We start from the raw sequence: 22,984 nt of genomic DNA on the forward strand, positions 1-22,984 counted from the left end.
AACTTCGGTTCTCGCCCGTATCGTTTTGGGGCCGATGCGGCATCAAAACGGTTGCAACGATGGGTGAGGGGGTTATCAAAGACGAACAACAGTTGGGAGGACTGAATGACAGGTTCGAGCAGAGGTCATGGTGGCAGGCGGATCGCCTTTCTCGGTACCGGGCTGATGGGCGCGCCTATGGCTCGCCGGCTGCTCGGAGCGGGCTTTGCCGTCACCGTCTGGAATCGCGATCCCGGCAAGGCTAAGGCGCTGGCAGCGGACGGTGCGGTCCTTGCGGAAACGCCCGGGGATGCCGTTTCGGGGGCTGATGTCGTCATCACCATGCTGACCAACGCCGAAGCCGTCGGAAACGTTTTGTTCGACCGCGGCGCGGCCGATGCGGTGGCGTCCGGCGCTATCGTTATCGACATGAGTTCAATCGCCCCACATTTTGCCCGTGATCATGCGGCGCGGCTTGCTGAGCGCGGCATCGCTCATGTCGATGCGCCGGTTTCCGGCGGCGTCGTCGGAGCGGAGGCCGGTACGCTGGCGATCATGGCGGGCGGCGACGAGGCGGTGATCGAAAAGCTTCAGGACGTCTTTGCGCCGATGGGGCGTGTCACCCGCGTCGGCCCAAGCGGATCGGGTCAGCTTGCCAAGCTTGCCAACCAGCAGATTGTCGCAGTGACGATCGGCGCCGTTGCCGAAGCGATGATGCTGATTGAGGCCGGCGGCGGTTCGCCGGCCGCCTTCAGGGACGCCATTCGCGGCGGCTTCGCCGAGAGCCGTATACTTGAACTCCATGGCAAGCGCATGGTCGAGCGGCAGTTTACTCCAGGCGGTTCGTCCAGCAATCAGCTGAAGGACCTGAACGCGGCCATGGAGACCGCCGCCGCGCTGTCGCTGACGCTGCCCCTGACTGCGGCGGTCCATGCCGAATTCAGCGAATTCGTCGCAAACGGCAATGGTGAGAAAGATCATAGCGGCCTGCTCCTGCATCTCGAAGAGAAGAACGACCTGCCGGGAGGCAAGAGGTGACCGACAGCCATTCTCCGAAGCGGCGCCTGCGTTCGCAGGATTGGTTCGACAATCCCGACCATATCGACATGGCAGCGCTCTATCTCGAGCGTTTCATGAATTACGGCATCACGCCGGAAGAGCTGCGTTCCGGCAAGCCGATCATCGGGATTGCCCAGAGCGGCAGCGATCTCACACCTTGCAACAGGGTGCATATCGAGCTTGCCAGGCGCGTGCGCGACGGCATTCGCGATGCCGGCGGCATTCCGATCGAATTTCCCACGCATCCGATCTTCGAGAACTGCAAACGCCCGACGGCGGCACTCGACCGCAATCTTGCCTATCTCGGCCTCGTTGAAATCCTCTACGGCTATCCGCTCGACGGCGTCGTGCTGACGACCGGCTGCGACAAGACCACGCCTTCGGCGATCATGGCGGCGTCGACGGTCGATATTCCGGCGATCGTGCTCTCCGGCGGGCCGATGCTCGACGGCTGGCATGAGGGGGAACTGGCGGGCTCCGGCACGGTGATCTGGCGGATGCGGCGAAAATATGCAGCAGGCGAGATCGATCGGGAAGAATTCCTGCAGGCTGCGCTCGATTCGGCTCCATCCGTCGGCCATTGCAATACGATGGGCACGGCTTCGACGATGAACGCCCTTGCCGAGGCACTCGGCCTGTCGCTGACCGGTTGCGGCGCCATTCCGGCCGCCTACCGCGAACGGGGCCAGATGGCCTACCGTACCGGGCGGCGCGCTGTCGAGATCGTCTTCGAGGACCTGAAGCCGTCGGATATTCTGACCCGCGAGGCTTTCCTCAACGCCATCCGCACCAATTCGGCGATCGGCGGTTCCACCAACGCACAGCCGCATCTGGCCGCGATGGCCAAGCACGCCGGCGTCGAGCTTCATCCCGACGACTGGCAGGTGCACGGCTTCGATATCCCGCTGCTGGCCAATGTCCAGCCGGCGGGGACCTATCTCGGCGAGCGTTTTCATCGCGCCGGCGGCACGCCGGCGATCATGTGGGAATTGCTGCAGGCCGGAAAGCTCGATGGCGGCTGTCGTACGGTGACGGGCGGGACGATGGCCGAGAACCTGCAGGGCAGGGAAGCCCGGGACCGCGAGGTTATCCGGCCATTCGGCGAGCCGCTGAAGGAGCGGGCCGGCTTCCTCGTTCTGAAGGGCAATCTCTTCGATTTCGCGATCATGAAGATGAGCGTCGTCTCGGAGGGTTTTCGTCGGCGCTACCTTCAGGAGCCGGGCCGCGAAGGCGTCTTCGAGGGCAGGGCGGTGGTTTTCGACGGGTCCGAAGACTATCACCGGCGCATCAACGATCCTGACCTCGGCATCGACGAAAATACCATCCTCGTCATCCGCGGCGCCGGGCCGCTCGGCTGGCCGGGTTCGGCTGAGGTTGTCAACATGCAGCCGCCGGATCACTTGCTGAAACGCGGCATCAGCAGCCTGCCGACGATCGGCGATGGCCGCCAATCGGGCACGGCGGACAGCCCCTCGATCCTCAACGCCTCGCCCGAAAGCGCTGCCGGCGGCGGTCTCGCCTGGCTTCGTACCGGCGACATCATCCGCATCGACTTCAACCACGGGCGCTGCGACATGCTGGTCGACGAAACCGAGATCGAACGGCGCAAGGGCGACGGAATTCCGCCGGTGCCGGCGGATGCGACGCCATGGCAGCAGATCTATCGTCGCTCGGTGACGCAATTATCGGACGGCGCGGTTCTCGAGGGGGCGGCCGAATTCCGCCGGATTGCGAAAAATCCGCCGCGGCACAACCACTGATCCTGGAGGGCGCCGCGGACTGCAAGTTCTTTGATCCAAAAGGGGAAAATCGTAACGGACGGTTCACCTAATGACTAGTTCGATCATCGGGACAAGGCTTCATTAATGCCAGCTTGAGACCATATTGCAGTTATGGAAGCTTCTAAGGCTGAGACCGCGTTGCCAGAAAATCGACCCACACGATCCGAACAAGAGTTTCAGGATCTTCTGCGCCGGCTCGAACTCGCTCTCGATGCATCCCGGATCGGTGTCTGGGAGCACAGCATCGCAAAGAACGAGATCTTATGGGATGCGCAGATGCACCGTCTCTATGAGACCGGCGAGACATGCCGGGAGGTGCCTGCATGGTTGTGGTCGAATGCGATCCATCCCGACGATCGCGAGCAGGCCGAACGCGACTTCGACCTGGCGATCGCCACGCGGGGCGCCTATAATTCGCAATTCCGGATCGTGCTGCCGAACGGCGAAATCCGCCATCTGCGCTCACGCGCGCATTTCTACGTGGATGCCGAGGGGCTGCCCTCGTTCATCGGCGCCGAATGGGATGTCACCGCCGACGTCCTGCTCAATGCTGAACTCGCGGGCCAGAAGATGGTGGCCGAGGCGAGAGCGCTGGCGCTCGAGGCAAGCAATGCCCGCATCGAGCATGTCGCCGATCACGATTATCTCACCGGCCTGCCGAACCGGCGCCTTCTCGACAAGCGGCTCGCCGAGCTGCCGGCCGACAGGAGCATCACGACGCTTGGCGTGCTGCATCTCGACCTCGACCAGTTCAAGCAGATCAACGACAGCCACGGTCATGCGGCAGGCGACGCCGTGCTCAGGGCCGCAGCCCTTCGCATCACCGCGGCCATTCCCGCAAATGGCATGGTCGCCCGTGTCGGCGGCGACGAATTCGTCATCGTGCTGGTCAATTTCAGCGATCTCACCGAGCTGAAGCTGATTACCGACGACCTTCAGCGCCGGCTGCGCAAGAAGATCCGCTTCGGTCAGGAGATGCTGCAATCCGGGGCCTCGATCGGCGTTTCCTGGAGCGGCGATCGGCGGGCGCGCAACCTGCTTGCCGAATCCGATCTGGCGCTCTACCAGGCCAAGAAGCTCGGGCGCAACCGCGTCGAAGTCTTCACGCGGCAACTGCAGGAGGATCTGCGCGCCAAGCGTCGCCTTGCCGAGGAGCTGAAGCTCGGGCTGGAGCGCGGCGAGATCGTTCCCTATTATCAGGTGCAGCTCGATGCCCGGACGCGTGAGGTCATCGGCTTCGAGGCCCTGGCGCGCTGGAAACATCCGGAGAGGGGCGTGCTCGCTCCGGGGGTATTCCTGAAGATCGCCGACGAGCACGGGCTTGCGGCCGAGATCGATGCGGCGATCCTCAAAAACGTTCTCGAAGACCGGTTGTTCTGGCGGTTGCAGGGCCTTGCGGTTCCGCGCATCGCCGTCAACATCTCGGCGTCGCGCCTTGCCGATCCGGCGTTGCTCGGCAAACTGAGGAAACTCGACATTCCGTCCGGCGTGATCGTCTTCGAACTGGTCGAGACGATTTTTCTCGACGACAGCGACGAAAAACGGCTCGATCATATCGGCGATATCAAACAGATGGGCATCGACATCGAGATCGATGATTTCGGATCCGGCCATGCCTCGCTCATCGGTCTCGTCAAGCTGCGGCCGAAGCGGCTGAAGATCGACCGGCAGCTGATCGCCGAGGTCGTCACGTCAGCCGAGCAGCGGCGCGTGGTGGGTTCGATCGTGGAAATTGCCAAGGCGCTCGATGTCGAGGTGATCGCCGAGGGCATCGAGACCGAGGCGCATGCCGTCGTGCTGGCGCAGCTCGGCTGCGATGGCCTGCAGGGTTACGCGTTTGGTTATCCCGCACCGGCGGCCGAGACGGCTCGCCTTTTCTCACCGATGGCGAGCGGGATCGAAAAGCAGAAGACCGCGATGGGCGGAACGATCCGATGATCCGTTAGCGGCCGGCGGCGTCGACAGCGTTTACTCGCGCTCGCAGGAAGGTAATTGGCGCGCAAGTAATTTTCTTGAGCTTGCATCGGCATTGTTTCATGGTAATGCGGAAACCAAGCTTTCTGCATTGCACCGAAAAATGATTATACGCGTCGTCAAGACCATGAGCGCGGCTCTCCATCATTCGCAGCTGCAATCGGGGAGCCGGGAACCTGACAATTGCTTTGCCGTTGCCGGGATGGACTTGCGGGACATTCAATCTGGGAAAGTCGCATGAATTCGGAATTTGCCGTTCGTTCAATGCGGCCCGGCGAACTGGAACTCGTGCTCGAATGGGCGCGTCAGGAGGGTTGGAACCCGGGCCTTGACGATTCGCTCGCATTCCTGGAGGCCGATCCGTCGGGTTTTTTCGTCGGCGCCATTGGTGAAGTTCCCGTCGGTTCGATCTCCGTCGTCAAATACGGCGAGAGTTTCGCCTTCCTCGGCCTCTACATCGTCCATCCCGATTTCCGCGGCAAGGGTTACGGCAAGGCGATCTGGGAGGCGGGCATATCAAGCGTGGGGGACCGCACGATTGGCCTCGACGGCGTCGCCGCACAGCAAGACAACTACCGCAAAGCCGGCTTTGAACCCGCCTATTCCACCACTCGCTACGGCGGCGTTGCCACCACCTTGCCGGTCTCGGCGCTTGTCGCGCACCCGGTCATGGATTCGCGTCTCGAAGGTCTGCAGCGTTATGATTCGGCGATCTTTCCGCAGCCGCGTGACGGCTTCCTTGCCGCCTGGTGCACCGCTCGCAAGGGCCGTCGCTCGGCGGTGGTGCGCAAGAGCGGCAAGATCCGCGGTTACGGCACGATCCGCCGCTGCTACGAGGGTTATAAGATCGGGCCGCTCTTTGCCAACGATGCCGACAGCGCCGCAGCACTGCTTGCCGAATTGATCCCCGAGGCGAAGGGGGCTGCTCTCTTCATCGATATCCCCGCGGAGAACTATGAGGCGGTGGCGCTTGCCGAAGGCCTCGGACTTCGACCGGTGTTCGAGACGACGCGCATGTATCGCGGGCCGGCGCCGGCCACTCCGCTCAAGCATGTCTTCGGCGTGACAACGCTGGAGCTTGGCTAGTCTACAGGTGAGGCGGGCGCCGTCGGAGCCGAGGCTTTCGGACGGCCTTTTTCGGCGATGGCAATGCCGCCCAAGGTCAGTGCCAGCGCGATCATGTGGAAGGACTGCAGCCTCTCGCCGATCAGGGCGACGGAGAGCAGGGTTCCAAACACCGGCACGAGATTGATGAACAGGCCGGCGCGATTGGCGCCGATCGCCTCGACACCCTTGATATAGAGGATCTGCGCCAGCAGCGACGGGAAGGTCGCCGTGTAGAAGGTGATGACCCAGCCGGCCTGATCCGGCCATTGCGCGGCACCCCGGCCGGCTTCCCAAAGGAGCAGCGGCACCGAGGTCAGCATGGCGCCGAGTGCGGGGAACGCCATCAGCGTGCGCCAGTCGACGGGCGGCTTCCAGCGCAGGAAGATCGTGTAGACCGAATAGGCGGCAATGGCGATGAGCATCAGCCCGTCGCCGCGGTTGAGGCTCAATTGCAGCAGCGTTGTCAGGTCGCCGTGAGCGGCGGTCAGAGCGACGCCGATCAGCGTCATACCGAAGCCGAGACATTGCGCCAGCGAGATGCCGGTGCGGAAGAACATGAAATTCAACAGGAAGATCAGCATCGGGATGCCGGCCTGCTCGATGGCGACATTGATCGCCGTCGTGTATTGCACGGCCGAATAGAGCATGGCGTTGAAAAGTGTGTAGCCGATGACGCCGTAGAAGAAGAGCAGCGGCAGGTTCTTCCTGGCCACCGGCCAGTCCCTCTTGAGCTGCGGCACCGAGATCAGCGCGATCAGCATCACAGCGATGAACCAGCGCAGGAAGGTCAGCATCATCGGACTGATATGGCCGACTGCGAGCTTGCCGGCGACGGAGTTGCCGCCCCAGCAGAGGGTGGCGACAACGAGGCAGATGTAGGCCGTGGCTTGCAAGAGCGCTTTTCCCGTCTTTCCGCGACCGCCGAGCGGCGTTTTGTGACGGGCAATAGCCTGCCAGCTGCTGATTTGTCACGTAAAAAGCCCAATCACCTGTGACAACAGGGTCGCTTTCCCAAAAACAAAGCTTTATAGATGCGCGGGTTTGAGCAGGTGCGCGGTTTTCCGCCGGTAACAGGAAGAGTTGGATGACGAACGTAGTCGTGGTCGGTTCGCAATGGGGTGACGAAGGCAAGGGCAAGATTGTCGACTGGCTTTCGGAGCGCGCGGATATCGTTGTGCGCTATCAGGGCGGACATAATGCCGGCCATACGCTCGTCATCGACGGCACCAGCTACAAGCTGTCGCTGCTGCCGTCCGGCGTCGTACGTCCGGGCAAAATGGCGGTGATCGGCAACGGCGTCGTCGTCGATCCGCATGCGCTGATCGCCGAGATCGGTCGGCTGGAAGCACAGGGCGTGACGGTGACGCCGGAGAATCTGCGTATCGCCGACAATGCGACGCTCATTCTGTCGCTGCACCGCGAGCTCGACGCGATGCGCGAGGATGCGGCGTCGAACAGCGGCACCAAGATCGGCACGACACGCCGCGGCATCGGCCCCGCCTATGAAGACAAGGTCGGCCGCCGCGCCATCCGGGTGATGGATCTTGCCGATCTCGACAGCCTTGCCGGCAAGGTCGATCGTATTCTGACGCATCACAACGCACTTCGCCGCGGCCTCGGCGTCGCCGAGGTCAGCCACCAGACGATCATGGACGAACTGACCTCGATCGCCGATCGGGTGCTGCCGTTCCGTGACACCGTCTGGCTCTTCCTCGACAAGGAGCGCCGCAAGGGCTCCCGCATCCTGTTCGAAGGTGCGCAGGGCAGCCTGCTCGACATCGACCACGGCACTTATCCTTTCGTGACCTCGTCGAATACGGTGGCCGGTCAGGCCGCGGCCGGTTCCGGCATGGGGCCGGGCTCGCTCGGCTATATCCTTGGCATCACCAAGGCCTATACGACACGCGTCGGCGAAGGCCCGTTCCCGACAGAGTTGAAGGACGCGATCGGCGAGTTCCTCGGCGAAAAAGGCCATGAATTCGGCGTGGTGACCGGGCGCAAGCGGCGCTGCGGCTGGTTCGACGCGGCCCTCGTGCGCCAGTCGATCGCCACCAACGGCATCACGGGCATCGCGCTCACCAAACTCGACGTGCTCGATGGCCTCGAAGAACTAAAGATCTGCGTCGGCTATATGCTTGACGGCGAACAGATTGATCATCTTCCCGCAAGCCAGGGAGCGCAAGCTAGGGTCGAACCGGTCTATATCACGCTGGAAGGCTGGAAGGAATCGACCGTCGGCGCCCGCAGCTGGGCGGACCTGCCGGCACAGGCGATCAAATATGTTCGCCAGGTCGAGGAACTGATCGGGGCGCCTGTCGCGCTCCTTTCCACCAGCCCGGAGCGGGATGACACGATACTTGTGACCGATCCGTTTGAGGATTAAGCTCACGGGTCACTGTGGAGGATAGTTCGGTCGGGTGCCGGACTTCTTGAGAAAGTACTGATGGCGGATTTTATTGCAGTTATTCGGCGAGCCGTTGACGGCCTGGCTGAAAATACCCCCGAGATGCGGGTGAAAGTCTACGAACGTGCCCGCGGCGCAGTGCAGCGGCAGCTCGAGAACATGAAGCCGCGTCCGCCGGAAACCATGCTGCAACGCCAGCTCGACAAGCTCGAGGCCGCCATCCGCGAAGTGGAAGGCGAACATTCCGAGGCGCTGCCGCTCGATGAGCCGGTTGCTGCTGTCACCGCGCCGGAATTCGTCGAAGAACAAACGGTTCACGACGAAGGCGAACCGGCGCCAGCATCGGAGACGGCCGTCGAGGAGCCTGTCGACGAAGCCGATGTGGAACCGCAGGCGGCCGAGGCCGCCGTCGAGCGCGGTCATGTGGAAGCCGCCGCGCCCGAGGACGCCGAGGAAGAGGTCGCCGCCGAGGAGCCCGTTTCCGAGGAGATAGCTGTTTCCCCGGAAACGGCTGTTTCAGCCGAGGCGCAGGTTTTGCCGGAGGTACCCACTCCGGTCGAGTCATACTGGCATCCCTCGCATGAGGAGGAAGCGCCGGCCGAGGAATGGCATGCCAGCGAGGCGCGCGACGTTGCTGTCGAAGAGGCGCCGACCGAGCATGACGTCTGGGAGCCGCCTGCCGGGCATCGCAGCCAAGAAGCCGACGAATATCATGCTGACGAGCAGCATCCCGCAGAAGAGACCGCGGCCGAGCCGGCGGCGGTGGAAAGCGAAGAGCCGGAGGCCGGGGAGGCTTACGAACCCGCCGCGCCGCTCCAGCCAATCACGCGCGGCATAGAACATGCTTCCAACCGGCTGGTGGAGCCGGTCGCAGATTTCGATCGTCCGCAGGAGTTCGTCGAGCACAGCCGCGAGGAGCCGCTGCAGGCTGACGCGGCTGCCCATTTCGATCCCGTCTGGTCCGAGCCTGCCGCCGAAACGCCGGCTCCGGCGCCGAAGGACGCGGAAACCGAATGGGCGGAAGAGGAACTGCGGCAATATTCGCAGACGGCGCCGGCCACCCCGGATACTTCGGCGCGTGCCTTCGAGGAGGTGATATCGAGCCTCGAAAAAGCGGCACCTGCGGCCGTCATGCCGGCGGCCAAGGAAAGTTTCTCCTGGGAGACCGCAGCCTTCGACGATCTGCCGCCGATCGAGGCCGGCAACAACAAGAAGGCGCCGGTCGCTTCGCATTTCGATGATGTCGATATTTTCGCGGAAGTGCACAACGGCAAGCCGGCGGCTGCCGGCGTCGCGCCGAGCGAGGACTGGCGCGAGGCGAAGGCGCTGCGCGGCTACGACCGCCGCGGCCCGGTCGCGGCTGACGACGACGACGCCAATCCGGCGATGGATATCGATCAGATGGTCGCATCCAAGCTGCAGGGCAAGAATTTCCGGATGGAGCCGAAGCGTCGCCGCTTCGGTATCGGCACGGTGATCACCCTTATCTTCGCGCTCATCCTGATCGGTGGCGGCGCCTATGCCGGCTGGATGAACAGAGAAGCGCTGGTGGCGATGGTCGACGGTCTCGTCAGTTCGGCACCGTCGCAGGCGACCAGGAACGAGGCGGCGACGCCGCCTGCCGGCTCCGCCACACCTGCCGAGCCGGGCGCGGCAACGCCGGCCCAGCCGACCACGCCGGAAGCGCAGAATACGCCAGTGGCGCCGGCCCAGCCGAACCCGAATCCGCAGGTGGCGTCAATGAACAATGACGGCGCCGCGGCCAATTCGAAATTCACCCAGCGGCTGCTGACGGATGGGACCGAGGTCGACAGCGGACCGGCGACGGCGCCGGGTACACTGACTGCGGAAGGAAAATCGGTCGCCGAACAGAATGTCGCGGCAGCGGACACGCCGCCTGCGGCCGCGCAGGGCGATGTCGCGCCGGCCGAAACGCCGACGCCGAACGGCCCGGTGGCTTCGCCCCAGCAGACCGCCCCCGTCGGCTCGTCGCAGAAGATGTTCCTCTATGAGGAGCGTATCGGCCAAAGCTCGCCGACGGCGATTGAGGGATCGGTCATCTGGAGCGTGCAGCACGAGGCCGGCCAGGGCGGCCGGCAGGAGGCGACGGTGCAGGGCAACGTCACTGTGCCGGAGCGCAATCTCTCGGCTCTCGTCACCTTCAAGCGCAATTCCGATCCGTCGCTGCCGGCAAGCCATCTCGTCGAGATCGTTTTCTCGCTGCCGCCGAATTTCGAAGGTGGCAGCATCGACAGCGTCCAGCGCATCTCGATGAAACGCACCGAGCAGGACCGCGGCGACGCGCTAATCGCGGTTCCGGCCAAGATCACCGACGATTTCCACATGATCGCGCTTAATGACTATCCCGATGCGCGCAAGGCCAATCTCGACCTGATGTCGACCCGCAGCTGGATCGATATCCCCGTCACCTATCGCAACGGCCGCCGCGCGCTGCTGACGATGGAAAAGGGCAATACGGGAACGGATGCCTTCAATACCGCGATCAAGGAATGGACCGCGCTCGGGGATGTGTCGACGAGCCAGTGAGGTGGTCAAGGAGTTCCTTGCGCTCAGCGCATTCGCGGCTCTGCCGCTCAGGCCCCTCCATCCACCTGCCGGCACCGACCGGGGTCGAGCCACGGGTCTCGACCCGTCCTTCGGACCCCCGTAGACGGGCGAAGGGGGGTCGCCGCAGCCTCTCCGTCCCTCGCTCAGCTCTCGCATGGCACGTCCCCTCGCCCCGTTTTTACGGGGAGAGGGTTAGGGTGAGGGGCAGCTTTTCAAACAAAAACGCCACCTCCCGCGTAAGGAGATGGCGTTCCAATTCTTAAAGTTCAGCCTTATCAGGCCGTGGCTTCGACGACGCGGACGGCCTTGGCGCGTTCCTGGGCTTCCTTGCGGACAGCGTCCTGCACCTTTTCGAAGGCGCGGACCTCGATCTGGCGGACGCGTTCGCGGCTGATGTCGAATTCCGTCGACAGGTCTTCCAGGGTCACCGGATCCTCGGCGAGGCGGCGAGCTTCGAAGATACGGCGTTCGCGCTCGTTCAGCACGCTCATCGCTTTCGCCAGCATACGCCGGCGGGTGTCGAGCTCGTCCTGTTCGATCAGTACGTCTTCCTGGCTGTCATGGTCGTCCACCAGCCAATCCTGCCATTGGCCGCTGTCGCCTTCCGCCGCCTTGATCGGCGCATTCAGCGAGGCGTCGCCGGACAGGCGGCGGTTCATCGAGATGACCTCCTCCTCCGAGACGTTCAGCTTGGTGGCGATTTCGGAGACGTGCTCCGGCTTCAGGTCGCCGTCATCGATCGCCTGGATGCGGCCTTTCAGCCGGCGCAGGTTGAAGAACAGGCGCTTCTGATTGGCGGTCGTGCCCATTTTCACGAGCGACCACGAACGCAGAATATATTCCTGGATCGATGCCTTGATCCACCACATGGCATAGGTGGCAAGGCGGAAGCCGCGCTCGGCATCGAACTTCTTGACGGCCTGCATCAGGCCGACATTGCCCTCGGAGACGACTTCGCCGATCGGCAGGCCGTAGCCGCGATAGCCCATCGCGATCTTTGCAACCAGGCGAAGATGGCTGGTGACGAGCTTATGGGCGGCATCGCGATCGCCATGCTCGGCATAACGCTTGGCCAGCATGTATTCCTGCTGCGGCTCGAGCATCGGGAACTTGCGGATTTCGTCGAGGTAACGATTGAGACCGGCTTCGCCGGCGGTAATGGACGGCAAGGTATTTCGGGCCATAGTGCACCCTCCTAAGTGAATTCCGGTTCCCGTTGGAAACGCGTCCTCGCGTTAAAAATGGCAAACCGGGACATGCGGCTCTACTGCGAGCCCGCACTAAGTCAATATACAGATAAGTGTGGCGAAACGGCGGTTCAAGGTGCCGCTCACGTAGCTGTGAGAGGGGTCGGAGAGGACGCCTCTATCCCCGCAATGCCTCGACCAGTTCCACCATATCATCGGGTAGCGGCACTTCGAAATGCATGATTTCGCCGGTGCGGGGATGCTCGAACTGCAGCATGAAGGCGTGCAGCGCCTGGCGGTTGAACCCGTTGACGACCTTGCGGATTTCCTCGGGCAGGCGGTTGGCCTTGGTCTTGAAGCCGGCGCCGTAGACCGTGTCGCCGAGCAGCGGATGGCCGATATGGGCCATATGCACACGGATCTGGTGGGTGCGGCCGGTTTCGAGATGACACTCGACCAGCGAGGCAAGCGCCGTCGCGTCCGGGTTCTCTTGGAAGCGTTCGATCACCTCGTAATGGGTAATCGCCTCGTCGGCGTCATGGCTGTCGGGGCGCTTGACGGCGCGGCGCGTGCGATCGCCGGTGGCGCGGCCGAGCGGCGCGTCGACCGTGCCGGTCAGCGAGCGGGGCCGGCCCCAGACGACCGCCTGATAGGCGCGCTCCAGCGGCATGGTGCGGCCATGATCGGCAAACTGGAGCGAGAGGTGGCGATGGGCAATGTCGTTCTTGGCGACGACCATGACCCCTGTGGTGTCCTTGTCGAGGCGGTGGACGATGCCGGGGCGGCGCACGCCGCCGATGCCGGAGAGTGTCGCGCCGCAGTGATGGATCAGCGCGTTGACCAGCGTCCCCGTCCAGTTGCCGGAGCCGGGATGGACGACGAGACCGGAAGGCTTGGAGATGACGATGAGGTCTTCGTCCTCATGGAGGATGTCGAGCGGAATGTCCTCGCCCAGCGGCGTCGGGTCTTCCGGCTCGGGCAGGGTGATCTCGAAACTATCGCCGTTGCGCACCTTGCGCTGCGGATCGGTGACGGGTTCGCCGCGCAGAAAAACCTGGCCGTCCTTGATCAGCGCCTTGATGCGGCTGCGCGAAAATTCCTCGCCGACCTGTGCCGTCAGCCAGGCGTCGAGCCGGCCTTCGGCGGTTTCATCGGCAGTCAGGACTTTTCTATTGCCGGCTGCTTGTTTAAAGGGGTCGCTCAAGACGCTTCTTCTCCGACGTATTTTTTTAGAACGGGACGCACAGATGACAGCAATCGAGCCAGACGACCAGGAAGAGAAGCCCCTTGATCCGGCGATGGAAAGTGTCCGGCGCAAGATGGTCCGCCTGCAGATCGTTTCCGGCGCCATCATGTTCGTGAGCCTTATGGCGGTCTTCGGCGCGGTTGTCTACAAGACGATGCGCGAGCCGAAGCAGACGGCGGCAGCCGTTTCCGCCGCCGGCGTGCCCTCGGATGCGCCGCTTGCGGCGACAGTTTCGTTGCCGCTCGGCTTCAAGGTGCAGTCCACCTCGTTTGCGGCAGGGCAGATCCTGTTTTACGGCGAAACGGCCGAGGGCAAGAGCAAGGCGCTGGTCTTCGACATCGCGACCGGCCGCACCGTCGCCGACGTCAGCGTCGCGGGCAATTGAGGCCGGCATGGCCGCCGTCCCGATCGCCATCGACAGCGCCGACGATCCGCGCATCGCCGAATTCCGCAATATCCGCGAGCGCGATCTAACGGGCCGGGAAAACCGCTTCATCGCCGAAGGCACCGTCGTGCTGCGCATGCTCGCAGAAGCGCATGCGCAAGACCGCGGCTTTTTCGCCGAAAAGATCCTGCTGCTGCGCAACCGCGTCGACGGCGTGCTGCCGATCCTGGAGCGGCTGCCGGCCGACGTGCCGGTCTATGTCGCCGAGGCCGATGTGCTGGACGGCGTCGTCGGTTTCCATCTGCATCGCGGCGTTCTGGCGCTCGGCCGGCGGGAGGATAGCGGCGAGGCGGCACTTCTCGACGTGCTGCCGGAACGGGCGCTGGTGCTCGTTGGCTGCGGCATTTCCAATCATGACAATGCCGGCTCGATGTTTCGCAATGCGGCGGCCTTCCGGGCGGATGCGGTGCTGCTCGACGAAACCAGCTGTGACCCGCTCTATCGCAAGGCCCTGCGTGTCTCGGTCGGTTCGGTGCTAAGCGTTCCACACCGGCGCAGCGGCAAGGCGCTGGATGTGCTCCTTTCGCTTGCCGAACGGGGCTTCGCCATCTGGACGCTTTCGCCGCACGGCAAGACCGATATCCGCGCCATTCCCGCCTCGCCACGCATGGCGCTCGTCGTCGGCACGGAGGGGGAGGGGTTGCCGGAGGCGCTGCTGGCGCGCTTCCAGAGCGCGCGCATCCCGCAGTCGGAGGAGCTCGACAGCCTCAACGCCGCGACGGCGACGGGGATCGCGCTGTTTTCCATGGCGTCGGCGATGGGTCGGATCTAAAGCATGTCGCGCAAAAGTGCGCCGCGGTTTTGCGGCAATGACATTCGTAAAAACAACGAGCTAAAGCGCAAGGAGCGAATCTGAAAGATCGCGACGCGCTTTAGGGCGCAAGCTCCAGGTGTTTAGTCCCGGCATTCGCCAATGATGGCGAGCCGAGCGCCTTTTCAGACACGCCGCGGATCGGCGATGATCGCTGCTGCCCTGTCGGCAAGGCTGAGGCGATCGTTTGGGTTCTTTTCCGTACCGTCGGCGAGAAGCGTGCGGATCGGCGAGGACGGGCCCTCGTTGAGTGCGGTCAGCGCCACCATATTGGCGGCGATCGAGGCGATTTCCTCGCGGATCGCGTCGTCGCGCCCGGTTACCGCCTTTGCCTTCTGCAGCCGCTCGGCAAGGGCGGCGCTGCGCTTGCGGACATCCTCGCCGATCTCAGACGTGACAACGGCGGTGTCCGGCATGGATGTTGTCGTATCTTCGGCCGTCAGTTCCGCCGGCGGCTCCGCAACCATCCCGGCAAGGCCGGCCTCGCGCAGCACGCGGTTGACCTTGCGGATCTCGGCATTGGCGGCCTTCAACTGCTCCTTCAACTTGGCGATCTCCTGCTGGCGGCGAGCGACCAGGGTTTCCTTTTCGGCTGCGGAAGCGCTGTCGCGCGCGGCCTTGTCCTCCAGGCGGATCACCATGTGCTGCTGCTGCGTCAGTTTCTGTTCGGCATCCTTGGCCCGCTTTTGCAGCAGGTTGACGTCCTGGCGCAACGTGTCGCGTTCGTCGCGTAGCGCGTTGGCGCGGAACTTCAGGCTCTCCGCCTCGGTTTCGCGTGCGGCCAGATCGATCCTCAGCCCGTCGGTCTGTTCACCGAGCTTGCTCAGCCGTGTGCGCATCGTCGCCAGTTCGCTCTCCTTGTTGGCCACGGACTGTTCGGCGATATGGAGATTGGTCTTCAACTGGCTGATATAATTTTCGTCCTTGCGCAGACGCGAGCGCTGCTCGGCGGCCTCGACATGCATCTCGCCGATCTGAGCCTGCAATTCGCCGATCTCGGCGGCAAGCCTACCGGCATCGACGGCGAGCGCGTCGTGGCGAAGCTGGAGCGACAGGGATTTCTCGCGCTCGCGCAGCAGGTCCTGGGTGGTGCGGGCATTCTCGGCGGCATAGAGGGCGCGCACCATATCCTTCTGGGCGCGAACCTCCTGCGGGCTGAGCGGCATGGTCGCCTTCAGGCGGTTCTCGGTATACCAGACGATACGGCGGTGAACGGCGGGCGAGACAAGAAAGACGAGAAAGGCCGCGGTCAGGAAGCCCAATCCGAACAAAAGAGCATATTCGATCACGGCGCGGCCATCGATTCGAAGGTTGATAAGAGGTCAGCCGCGATGATTAAGCACGCATGACGCATATGGGCAAGGCCGCCGATGCGGACGGCGGCGCTTTCCGGTGGCTTTGCGGCCTCAGAAGGGGTTCCAGGTCGGAGCCTGGGTGATCTTGAGGTAGCCGACATTGACGCCCAGGCGGGCGCCGACGCCGGTGCGGATCGGCACGACCAGCACGTCGTTGTTCTTGAGCAGCGTCATGCCGAAACCGGCGATCACATAGGCCGAGCCGCTGACGCCGCCGAAGCGGGCATAGATGCCGTTGACGGAGGGCAGGTCGTAGACCAGCATCATCACGCGGGAGCCCTGGCCGCCGTAGTCGAGGCCGAGCGAGGGACCCTGCCAGTAGAGGTTATGTTCGCCGGCGTTCTTGGTGTTCAGCTGGCCTTCGCCGTAGGTAAGACCGGCGATGAAGGCGCCGCCGCCTTCCTGTCCGAGAATGTAGCCATTCGGCAGGCCGTATTTCTGGAAGGCACTCTCGACGACTTTGGCAAGTCCGCCGCTGGCGGAGCCGAAGAAGGAGTGGCCGGCATCGACGATTTCCTGCATCGTGTACTGGCCGTTGTCCTGGGCGGAGGCAGGTCCGGCGACCATCAGCGAGGAAAAGACGAGGGCCGAAAGCAACCTGCAGAAGCCGATGGCTCGGTGCGGAAATTGAGGGCGCATGGTGTCATCCGTTCGTCGTTTGGCTGGGAGCGGGCAACCGCTCGCGGCGATTGGTGCATTTTGCGCCGATGATCTTAACAATCGGTTTACCAAATATGGTGTCATTATGGCACCGAGTACGATCGCAAACTTCGCGCAATTTTGATGAAGCATATTCCCGGGCGCGATGAACTTGCCGCCCCTCAGGAGACGATGATGTCCAAGAACCCCAATCTCACCTTGTCCGGCCCGGATCTGGCCGCGCTTCTTTGCAGCCGCGTTTGCCACGACGTCATTTCACCGGTCGGTGCGATCAACAACGGGCTGGAACTCCTGGATGAGGGTGGCGCCGACGCCGATGCGATGGACCTGATCCGCACCAGCGCGCTCAACGCTTCGGTCCGCCTGAAATTCGCACGCCTCGCTTTCGGCGCTTCGGGCTCTGTCGGCGCTTCGATCGATACCGGCGAGGCCGAGCGCGCAGCCAAGGATTTCGCCATCGCCGAGAAGAAGACCGAAGTGACCTGGAACGGGCCTCGCGCCATCGTCGCCAAGAATCGCGTCAAGCTGCTGCTCAACCTCTTCCTCGTTGCCTATTCCGCAATTCCGCGCGGCGGCGTGCTCGAGGTAACGCTTGAGAATCCCGAGTTCGATGCCAGGTTCAAGCTGACGGCCAAAGGCAAACTGATGCGCCTGCCGCCGAAATTCGTCGAGATATCGACCGGCACGATCGAGGAAGCGATCGACGCGCATTCGATCCAGCCCTATTACGCCGTGCTTCTGGCGCAGGAGTGCGGAATGACGCTTGATCACAGTGCCAGCGCCGAAGAGCTGGTGTTCACGGCGGTGGCCGCGGCGGCCTGATTTCGCACGGGAACGGGTGTCGGTGACCGTCCGGTAACGATTCCTTAGCCTGATGGACCTATCCTCCAGGGTTGTAAGAGGCCTCTTGCTGCGACGAATGCGGGGGGCAAAGGAGCGCCCATGCAAAGGTTCATGATCACCGATAATTCGGATATCGTCCGCAAGGTCGGCAAGCGCATTCTCTCCGAACTCGATTTTCTCGTCAGCGAGGCCTCCAATGCCGGCGAGGCGCTGCAGCGCTGCCAGACGGAGCTGCCGGAATATCTGATCGTCGATTCCGGCATGGAAGGCGCCCTCGACCTCATCGCCGCCATCCGCGCCATGGATGGTGGCAAAGAAGTCAAGATCTACTACTGCGTCGTCGAGGCGGATCTGAAGAAGCTGATGGCTGGCAAACGGGCCGGCGCCACCGACTTCCTGCTGAAGCCGTTCGACCGCAAGATCCTGACCGCCGTCTTCGGAAACCGCGCGATCGCTGCCTGACGGCAGGCCTCTTCCCCTACAGCGTGATGGCGAACGTGCAAGCACGTTCGGCCGCCGGCACTCCGTTTCCTTGATCGAGACGGAGAAGGTTTTACCGCTCATCCAGCCCCAGATCTCTCTTTATCGGGCGGCTTCTCATTGGCCAGGCAGAAACGAAAAATCCCGCCGGAAGGGCGGGATCTTCGTTATCCGATAAGGGGGATCGGAAAAATCAGGCGGTTTCGGCGTATTCGGCACCATCCGGCTCGCGCAGAACGTAGCCGCGGCCCCAGACGGTCTCGATGTAGTTGGCGCCGCCGGCAGCGTTGGCAAGCTTCTTGCGGAGCTTGCAGATGAAGACGTCGATGATCTTCAGTTCCGGCTCGTCCATGCCGCCGTAAAGGTGGTTCAGGAACATTTCCTTGGTAAGCGTGGTGCCCTTGCGGAGCGAAAGCAGCTCCAGCATCTGGTATTCCTTGCCCGTTAGGTGGACACGCTGGCCGCCGACTTCGACAGTCTTGGCATCGAGGTTGACGATCAGTTCGCCGGTCATGATGACCGACTGAGCGTGGCCCTTGGAGCGGCGGACGATGGCGTGGATGCGGGCGACGAGCTCGTCCTTGTGGAAGGGCTTGGTCATGTAGTCGTCGGCGCCGAAGCCGAGGCCGCGAACCTTGTCTTCGATGCCGGCCATGCCCGACAGAATGAGGATCGGTGTCTTGACCTTGGACAGCCGGAGCGTGCGAAGCACTTCATATCCGGACATGTCGGGCAGGTTCAGATCGAGAAGGATGATATCATAATCATACAGCTTGCCCAGATCGACGCCTTCTTCACCCAGATCGGTGGTATAAACATTAAAACTTTCTGATTTGAGCATCAGCTCGATGCTCTGCGCCGTCGCGCTATCATCCTCGATGAGAAGTACCCGCATAATTATCCCCTTTACCGCCGCCGAAAGGTGGTCTGGCCCCCTACACGATACCGAACACGCTACGTGATTTGGAAGCTGCCACGAAATGGTTAACAAATTCTAATTCACTCTGGCAAGGAGTATCGAATTTATTAAATATTTTTTCCATTTCTCTGTTTTCCAATAGGAATCTCAAATGGCGCTCCTAATCTTTAACATTAGGAAATGGCGCTAAGTGATTCATCCGACTCGCCAATGAAAAGGTTCGAACTTAATGCCGCGGCATTTACCGACCCTTAAATCATCGGGCCTATCATTAACGATGCCCGTAAACGAAAGGTTACCAGCGGTAGGTATTTGTTAATATCGCAGGAAATTTTTTAGCAAACCGTGTCAAAGCGGCGCGCAGGGCGGTTTCAAGTTGAGCCGGGGTCTCGCATCACGGGAGTAATGCGTATGAAGTCGCGAGAGAGTCTCGTTCGCCTGAAAGAGTTCCAGGTGAACGAAAAACGACGTCAATTGCAGCAATTGCAGATGATGATGTCCGAATTCGAACGGATGACGAAGGATCTGGAGAGCCAGATCGTCGTCGAGGAAAAGAAGTCCGGTATCTCAGATCCGAATCACTTTGCGTATCCGACCTTCGCCAAGGCCGCGCGTCAGCGGGCCGACAACCTGCAGGTTTCGATCAAGGAACTGAAGATGCAGGAAGAGTCGCTGGAAATGGCGCTCGAGGAGATGCAGGCGGAATATGCAAGGGCGACGGCGCTGGAAGAACGTGACACCAGCGCCCGCGCAAGGGCGTAAGAGAAACAGCGGGCGCCGGCTTCGGCGCCCTGGCGATCGCCACTGAGAAGCCATGTATGACGGGCGCGCTGTCCGTCATACATGGCTTTTGGTGTTTCCACCTTTTAACGTTTGCATGCCGTCCGCCTGCGGATCAGTTCACGACGTCCTGCCATTCCGGATGGCGCTGCGCCTGCGCCTTGAAGAAGGGGCAGAGCGGGATGATCTTCCAGCCGCCGGCGCGGGCAGCTTCTACCGCATAGAGCGCCAATGCCTGGCCGACGCCCTTGCCGCGCAGCGCATCGGGAACGGCCGTGTGGTCGATGATGATGAGTATCGGCGATGCGCGCGAATAGGTCATCTCGGCTTCGTGCCCATCGACCTCGGCCGCATAACGGCCGCCGGAGGCGCTTTCCTCGTTTCGAATGTCCATTGTCTTTCCTCGCGGAGGGATGGGGATATTGTCGCAGGCGACGGTGACACGGCGACGCGATCGTGCCAAGCCGGCGAGGCAATGACTGGAGGAGACGGAGTGTTCAAGAAATATGTCGGGTCGGCGCGAGGTTCGGGCCTATGAGCGCGCTTTCGATGATCCGCCCCATTCTGCTCGTTGCCGCGCCATTCCTGCTGGCACTCGGCCTCATCCTGCCGCTGGTCCGTTTCGAAACGCTGTATTTCTTCGATCAGACCCCGTCGCTCATAGAAATCGTCGTTTCGCTCTGGCAGGGCGGGGATGGGCTGCTGGCGGCGATCGTCGCATTGGTCTCGATCGTGCTTCCGCTTCTGAAGATGGTCGGGATCTCCGCGGAAGCGGCAGGTGCCAGCGGTGGGGCCGGCAACCTGTTTTATCGTCGCGTCGTGCCGCATCTGTCCAAGTGGTCAATGATGGACGTGCTGCTGGTCGCGATCGTCATTGCGGCGGCGAAGACAACGGGGCTGGCGGATGCCTTCACGCAGCCGGGCCTCTGGTGCTACGCGGCGTCGTCAATGATTTCGGGCCTTCTTCATTCCCTTACGGGAGATGCGTCCGGCCCGAAATAAATCTCGATAATGGCGTGCGATCAGTGACGATATTGCTGGATGCGCGTGGTGCGCAGGCCGGCGAGACCGTGGCTGTTGATCGACGATTGCCAGGAGAGGAACTCTTCGACCGTGAGCGTATAACGCTCGCAGGCCTCTTCCAAGCTTAACAGGCCACCGCGAACAGCCGCGACAACCTCTGCCTTCCGCCGGATCACCCAGCGCCGCGTATTGGGCGGCGGAAGATCCGCGATCGTCAGGGGGCTGCCATCGGGGCCGATGACATATTTCACTCGGGGACGTATCATTTCGGTCATTGGACTCTCTACACAACGCAAGACCACGGAGGCCACTCTAGCCTGCCACATTTAAAAATTGCCTAAGCCCTTCGTAAGACTTTGATAACAAATTTAGACGCCCCAGCGAGCCGGCGACCTGGGACGGCCACCTGCCGCGCTGTGATTTTGTCGCGACCTGCAATAGGGGGCTTGCCGAACAAATATAACTGATGTCCCGAGACGAGCTTTGTCGTGGCTGACATAGGGATGAGCGCCAGGCATCTCTCTCTGTTCTTCCCGCTCTATCCGGCCGGCTCGCGCTTTTGACGCTTGGTGCCCTCGATATGCGGAGCAAAACCCGTATTAGCCGATACTCCGGCACGCAACCTCTCGCTGCCGGCGGCGACGTCTGGCGAAGCAGGCGACACGTCGTATGAAGATGAAAAAAGGCGAGCATGCGCGCGGCGATTGCATTGAGGATGCTGGATTTTTCGCCTTCGCGGACCGGTCGCGCCGGCATCTCGTCGAGTGCGGCAAGAAACGGCTTGGCGAGATCGCAAAGTTTGCGGGTTTCGATTTTTTTCGGCTCCCGGCTTTCTCCCGAAAATCGGTTCATCGGCAGCCGGCAGGAAAGCCTTGAGCTTTTACCGGGCCGCCGATTTTCTTCATCGTAGCCGACTGGTGGCCGCGATGAAGCGGATGATCGGGCCGATCTTCAGTGGGGGGCGTTGGCGGGCGGCGGCGCCGACAAACACCGCCGCTTTAACCCGCTTTTTAGATGCATGCGTTGAAGAATTTTTCGTCTGTACGCTCGCACGACGCTGATCTGAAACAATACATCTTCGCCGTCAGACGGGTATTCATGTCCACGCCGGCGCAGGTAATGGCGCGCGGCGCGAAATCGCATGCGGCTCGCAAAGCAGCGACGAGATTGCGATCATTCTCGGTCTCGTCGCATATGGTGGGGATTGTCCAAAAAGCGCGATGCGCAAGCTCGATGCGGTCAGCCGCAGGAGGCGGCCTGTAGAGCATTCAGGGACCGGTTGCCGTGAGGCAGCCGGTCCCTTCTCACAAATCTTAGAAGCCTTTTCCGCGGGTCAGCTCGGATACGACAGTTCCGGCAATGATGCGGATATCCATCACGATCGAGAAGTTGGCGACGTAATAGAGATCGCTGACGATGCGGGCACGCGCCTTGGCCGGACGATCGGTCGGGCCGCGCAGGCCGCGCATCTGAGCAAGGCCCGTCATGCCGGGGCGCATGGCGTGGCGCTGATGGTATTCCGGGACGAGTTCTTCGTAGAGCATGCCGCCGGCGCGCATGCCGATTGCATGGCAGCGCGGGCCGACGACGGACATGTGACCCATCAGCACGTTCAGCAGCTGCGGCAGCTCATCGACGTTCGTGCGGCGCAGGATGGCGCCGACCCGGGTGATGCGCGGATCGTTCTTCACCGTCTGGGCAATACCCGAGACATCGCAGAGATCGGTGCGCATCGAGCGGAACTTGTAGACCTTGATGGTCTTGCAGTTCTTGCCCCAGCGGGTCTGCTTGAAGAGCACCGGTCCCGGGCTGTCGAGCTTGATCAGCAAAGCGACGAACAGAAGGAAAGGGGCAAGGACGAGGAGGGCGCTCAACGACGAAACGATGTCGAACGCCCGCTTCAGGACAAGATCCATCCACGGCGCCTGCGGCGCATCGCTATGGATAACAGGGGTCTGGATCTTCAGACCCGGCAGCTCGCGGCGGCTCGGCCTGAAGGACTCATTCGAAATGGTGTTGTTTAGTTCCGTGATGCTCAAGGATCGTACTCTGTTGTCTTCGAGGGGCGCGGCGGCAAAAGGCGATCAATGGTTAACCCTGTCACCAGGGCTGCACTCAGGTCTTGGTAACCCTACTAAAACGGAAAAATGCGACAATTGTGTAATGGTGTCCAGAGAAATATCGCATTGCAATAAATCTTTCGCATCTGCGTTAAGTTGAGGCAAGCTCATGATATTTCGTTAATAATTGGAATTTCGTCAAGGTTTCTAGGCCTTTGGCGAGGGCTTCCGGGGGTAGTCGAACGTGTTGGATCGGCACGCGACCGACGGTCGTTATGGGGTGTTTTTAACCAATTCCGACGC

The 22,984-nt window shown here is 62.1% G+C and carries 21 protein-coding genes; 12 read left to right on the forward strand and 9 right to left on the reverse strand.

The annotated features are described in order from the left end of the window. Window positions 1-105 precede the first annotated feature (105 nt). The 4 genes from BBJ66_RS10650 (at window position 106) to BBJ66_RS10665 (ending at window position 5,879) form a co-directional block, all read left to right on the forward strand. Window positions 106-1,017 (forward strand): NAD(P)-dependent oxidoreductase, encoded by a 912-nt coding sequence (locus BBJ66_RS10650; RefSeq protein ID WP_049731690.1) that lies wholly within the window; start codon window positions 106-108, stop codon window positions 1,015-1,017. Beyond that, window positions 1,014-2,798 carry an IlvD/Edd family dehydratase gene (locus BBJ66_RS10655; RefSeq protein WP_071086895.1) on the forward strand — a complete coding sequence of 595 codons (1,785 nt, stop codon included), beginning with the start codon at window positions 1,014-1,016 and terminating at the stop codon, window positions 2,796-2,798. Before BBJ66_RS10650 ends, BBJ66_RS10655 begins: the two co-directional genes overlap by 4 nt. A gap of 132 nt (window positions 2,799-2,930) precedes the next feature. Further along, window positions 2,931-4,757, forward strand: a complete 1,827-nt coding sequence (locus BBJ66_RS10660) for a putative bifunctional diguanylate cyclase/phosphodiesterase (protein ID WP_071086897.1) — start codon at window positions 2,931-2,933, stop codon at window positions 4,755-4,757. Between the two features lie 273 nt (window positions 4,758-5,030). Beyond that, on the forward strand, window positions 5,031-5,879 hold the full coding sequence (locus tag BBJ66_RS10665) for a GNAT family N-acetyltransferase (RefSeq protein ID WP_049731687.1): 849 nt from the start codon (window positions 5,031-5,033) through the stop codon (window positions 5,877-5,879). Here BBJ66_RS10665 and BBJ66_RS10670 read toward each other — a convergent pair. Further along, complete coding sequence (locus tag BBJ66_RS10670; protein WP_049731686.1) at window positions 5,876-6,793, reverse strand: DMT family transporter; 918 nt, start codon at window positions 6,791-6,793, stop codon at window positions 5,876-5,878. The two genes, BBJ66_RS10665 and BBJ66_RS10670, sit on opposite strands and share 4 nt — an antisense overlap. 191 nt (window positions 6,794-6,984) lie before the next feature. Here BBJ66_RS10670 and BBJ66_RS10675 point away from each other — a divergent pair, with 191 nt between their 5' ends. Beyond that, window positions 6,985-8,283, forward strand: a complete 1,299-nt coding sequence (locus BBJ66_RS10675; RefSeq protein ID WP_003566044.1) for an adenylosuccinate synthase — start codon at window positions 6,985-6,987, stop codon at window positions 8,281-8,283. Between the two features lie 60 nt (window positions 8,284-8,343). Continuing rightward, the gene (locus BBJ66_RS10680) at window positions 8,344-10,851 is read left to right on the forward strand and encodes a hypothetical protein (RefSeq protein WP_071086899.1); all 2,508 of its coding nucleotides are present in this window, start codon (window positions 8,344-8,346) and stop codon (window positions 10,849-10,851) included. A 296-nt stretch (window positions 10,852-11,147) separates the two neighbouring features. Here the strand turns inward: BBJ66_RS10680 and rpoH are convergent, their stop codons facing one another. Both rpoH and BBJ66_RS10690 read right to left on the reverse strand, forming a co-directional pair. Beyond that, window positions 11,148-12,056, reverse strand: a complete 909-nt coding sequence (gene rpoH / locus BBJ66_RS10685) for an RNA polymerase sigma factor RpoH (RefSeq protein WP_049731684.1) — start codon at window positions 12,054-12,056, stop codon at window positions 11,148-11,150. Between the two features lie 181 nt (window positions 12,057-12,237). After that, window positions 12,238-13,263 (reverse strand): RluA family pseudouridine synthase, encoded by a 1,026-nt coding sequence (locus tag BBJ66_RS10690; protein WP_049731683.1) that lies wholly within the window; start codon window positions 13,261-13,263, stop codon window positions 12,238-12,240. Between the two features lie 43 nt (window positions 13,264-13,306). Here BBJ66_RS10690 and BBJ66_RS10695 point away from each other — a divergent pair, with 43 nt between their 5' ends. Next, complete coding sequence (locus tag BBJ66_RS10695) at window positions 13,307-13,690, forward strand: hypothetical protein (RefSeq protein WP_049731682.1); 384 nt, start codon at window positions 13,307-13,309, stop codon at window positions 13,688-13,690. A 7-nt stretch (window positions 13,691-13,697) separates the two neighbouring features. Beyond that, entirely contained in the window at window positions 13,698-14,522 is an 825-nt protein-coding gene (locus tag BBJ66_RS10700; RefSeq protein ID WP_071086900.1) for a TrmH family RNA methyltransferase, read from the forward strand. Window positions 14,523-14,686: 164 nt separating this feature from the next. On the opposite strand, the gene BBJ66_RS10705 is transcribed toward BBJ66_RS10700, so the two are convergent. Then, window positions 14,687-15,850 (reverse strand): hypothetical protein, encoded by a 1,164-nt coding sequence (locus BBJ66_RS10705; protein ID WP_071086902.1) that lies wholly within the window; start codon window positions 15,848-15,850, stop codon window positions 14,687-14,689. Window positions 15,851-15,967: 117 nt separating this feature from the next. Continuing rightward, entirely contained in the window at window positions 15,968-16,555 is a 588-nt protein-coding gene (locus BBJ66_RS10710; protein ID WP_049731679.1) for a DUF1134 domain-containing protein, read from the reverse strand. A gap of 195 nt (window positions 16,556-16,750) precedes the next feature. Here BBJ66_RS10710 and chpT point away from each other — a divergent pair, with 195 nt between their 5' ends. Further along, window positions 16,751-17,398, forward strand: coding sequence for a histidine phosphotransferase ChpT (gene chpT, locus BBJ66_RS10715; RefSeq protein ID WP_071086904.1), 648 nt, complete (start codon window positions 16,751-16,753; stop codon window positions 17,396-17,398). 120 nt (window positions 17,399-17,518) lie between these two features. Further along, window positions 17,519-17,881 (forward strand): response regulator, encoded by a 363-nt coding sequence (locus BBJ66_RS10720; protein WP_003566026.1) that lies wholly within the window; start codon window positions 17,519-17,521, stop codon window positions 17,879-17,881. 211 nt (window positions 17,882-18,092) lie between these two features. Here BBJ66_RS10720 and ctrA read toward each other — a convergent pair whose 3' ends face one another. Then, on the reverse strand, window positions 18,093-18,794 hold the full coding sequence (gene ctrA / locus BBJ66_RS10725; protein WP_003542362.1) for a response regulator transcription factor CtrA: 702 nt from the start codon (window positions 18,792-18,794) through the stop codon (window positions 18,093-18,095). Between the two features lie 435 nt (window positions 18,795-19,229). On the opposite strand from ctrA, the gene BBJ66_RS10730 reads away from it, so the two are divergent. Continuing rightward, window positions 19,230-19,580, forward strand: coding sequence for a hypothetical protein (locus BBJ66_RS10730; protein WP_003566024.1), 351 nt, complete (start codon window positions 19,230-19,232; stop codon window positions 19,578-19,580). A gap of 133 nt (window positions 19,581-19,713) precedes the next feature. Here BBJ66_RS10730 and BBJ66_RS10735 read toward each other — a convergent pair whose 3' ends face one another. After that, window positions 19,714-19,992 carry a GNAT family N-acetyltransferase gene (locus tag BBJ66_RS10735; RefSeq protein ID WP_049731678.1) on the reverse strand — a complete coding sequence of 93 codons (279 nt, stop codon included), beginning with the start codon at window positions 19,990-19,992 and terminating at the stop codon, window positions 19,714-19,716. Window positions 19,993-20,132: 140 nt separating this feature from the next. Between BBJ66_RS10735 and BBJ66_RS10740 the strand changes: the two genes are divergently transcribed. Next, a complete protein-coding gene (locus BBJ66_RS10740) occupies window positions 20,133-20,600 on the forward strand; it encodes a paraquat-inducible protein A (protein ID WP_071086906.1) in 468 nt (155 codons plus the stop codon). A 20-nt stretch (window positions 20,601-20,620) separates the two neighbouring features. On the opposite strand, the gene sciP is transcribed toward BBJ66_RS10740, so the two are convergent. Both sciP and BBJ66_RS10760 read right to left on the reverse strand, forming a co-directional pair. Beyond that, entirely contained in the window at window positions 20,621-20,896 is a 276-nt protein-coding gene (sciP, locus tag BBJ66_RS10745) for a CtrA inhibitor SciP (protein WP_007533628.1), read from the reverse strand. A 1,038-nt stretch (window positions 20,897-21,934) separates the two neighbouring features. After that, window positions 21,935-22,660, reverse strand: a complete 726-nt coding sequence (locus tag BBJ66_RS10760) for a sugar transferase (RefSeq protein WP_049731674.1) — start codon at window positions 22,658-22,660, stop codon at window positions 21,935-21,937. Between the last annotated feature and the right edge of the window lie 324 nt (window positions 22,661-22,984).

Source organism: Rhizobium sp. RSm-3 (assembly GCF_001854685.1).
GTDB classification, from domain to species: Bacteria; Pseudomonadota; Alphaproteobacteria; order Rhizobiales; family Rhizobiaceae; genus Rhizobium; species Rhizobium ecuadorense.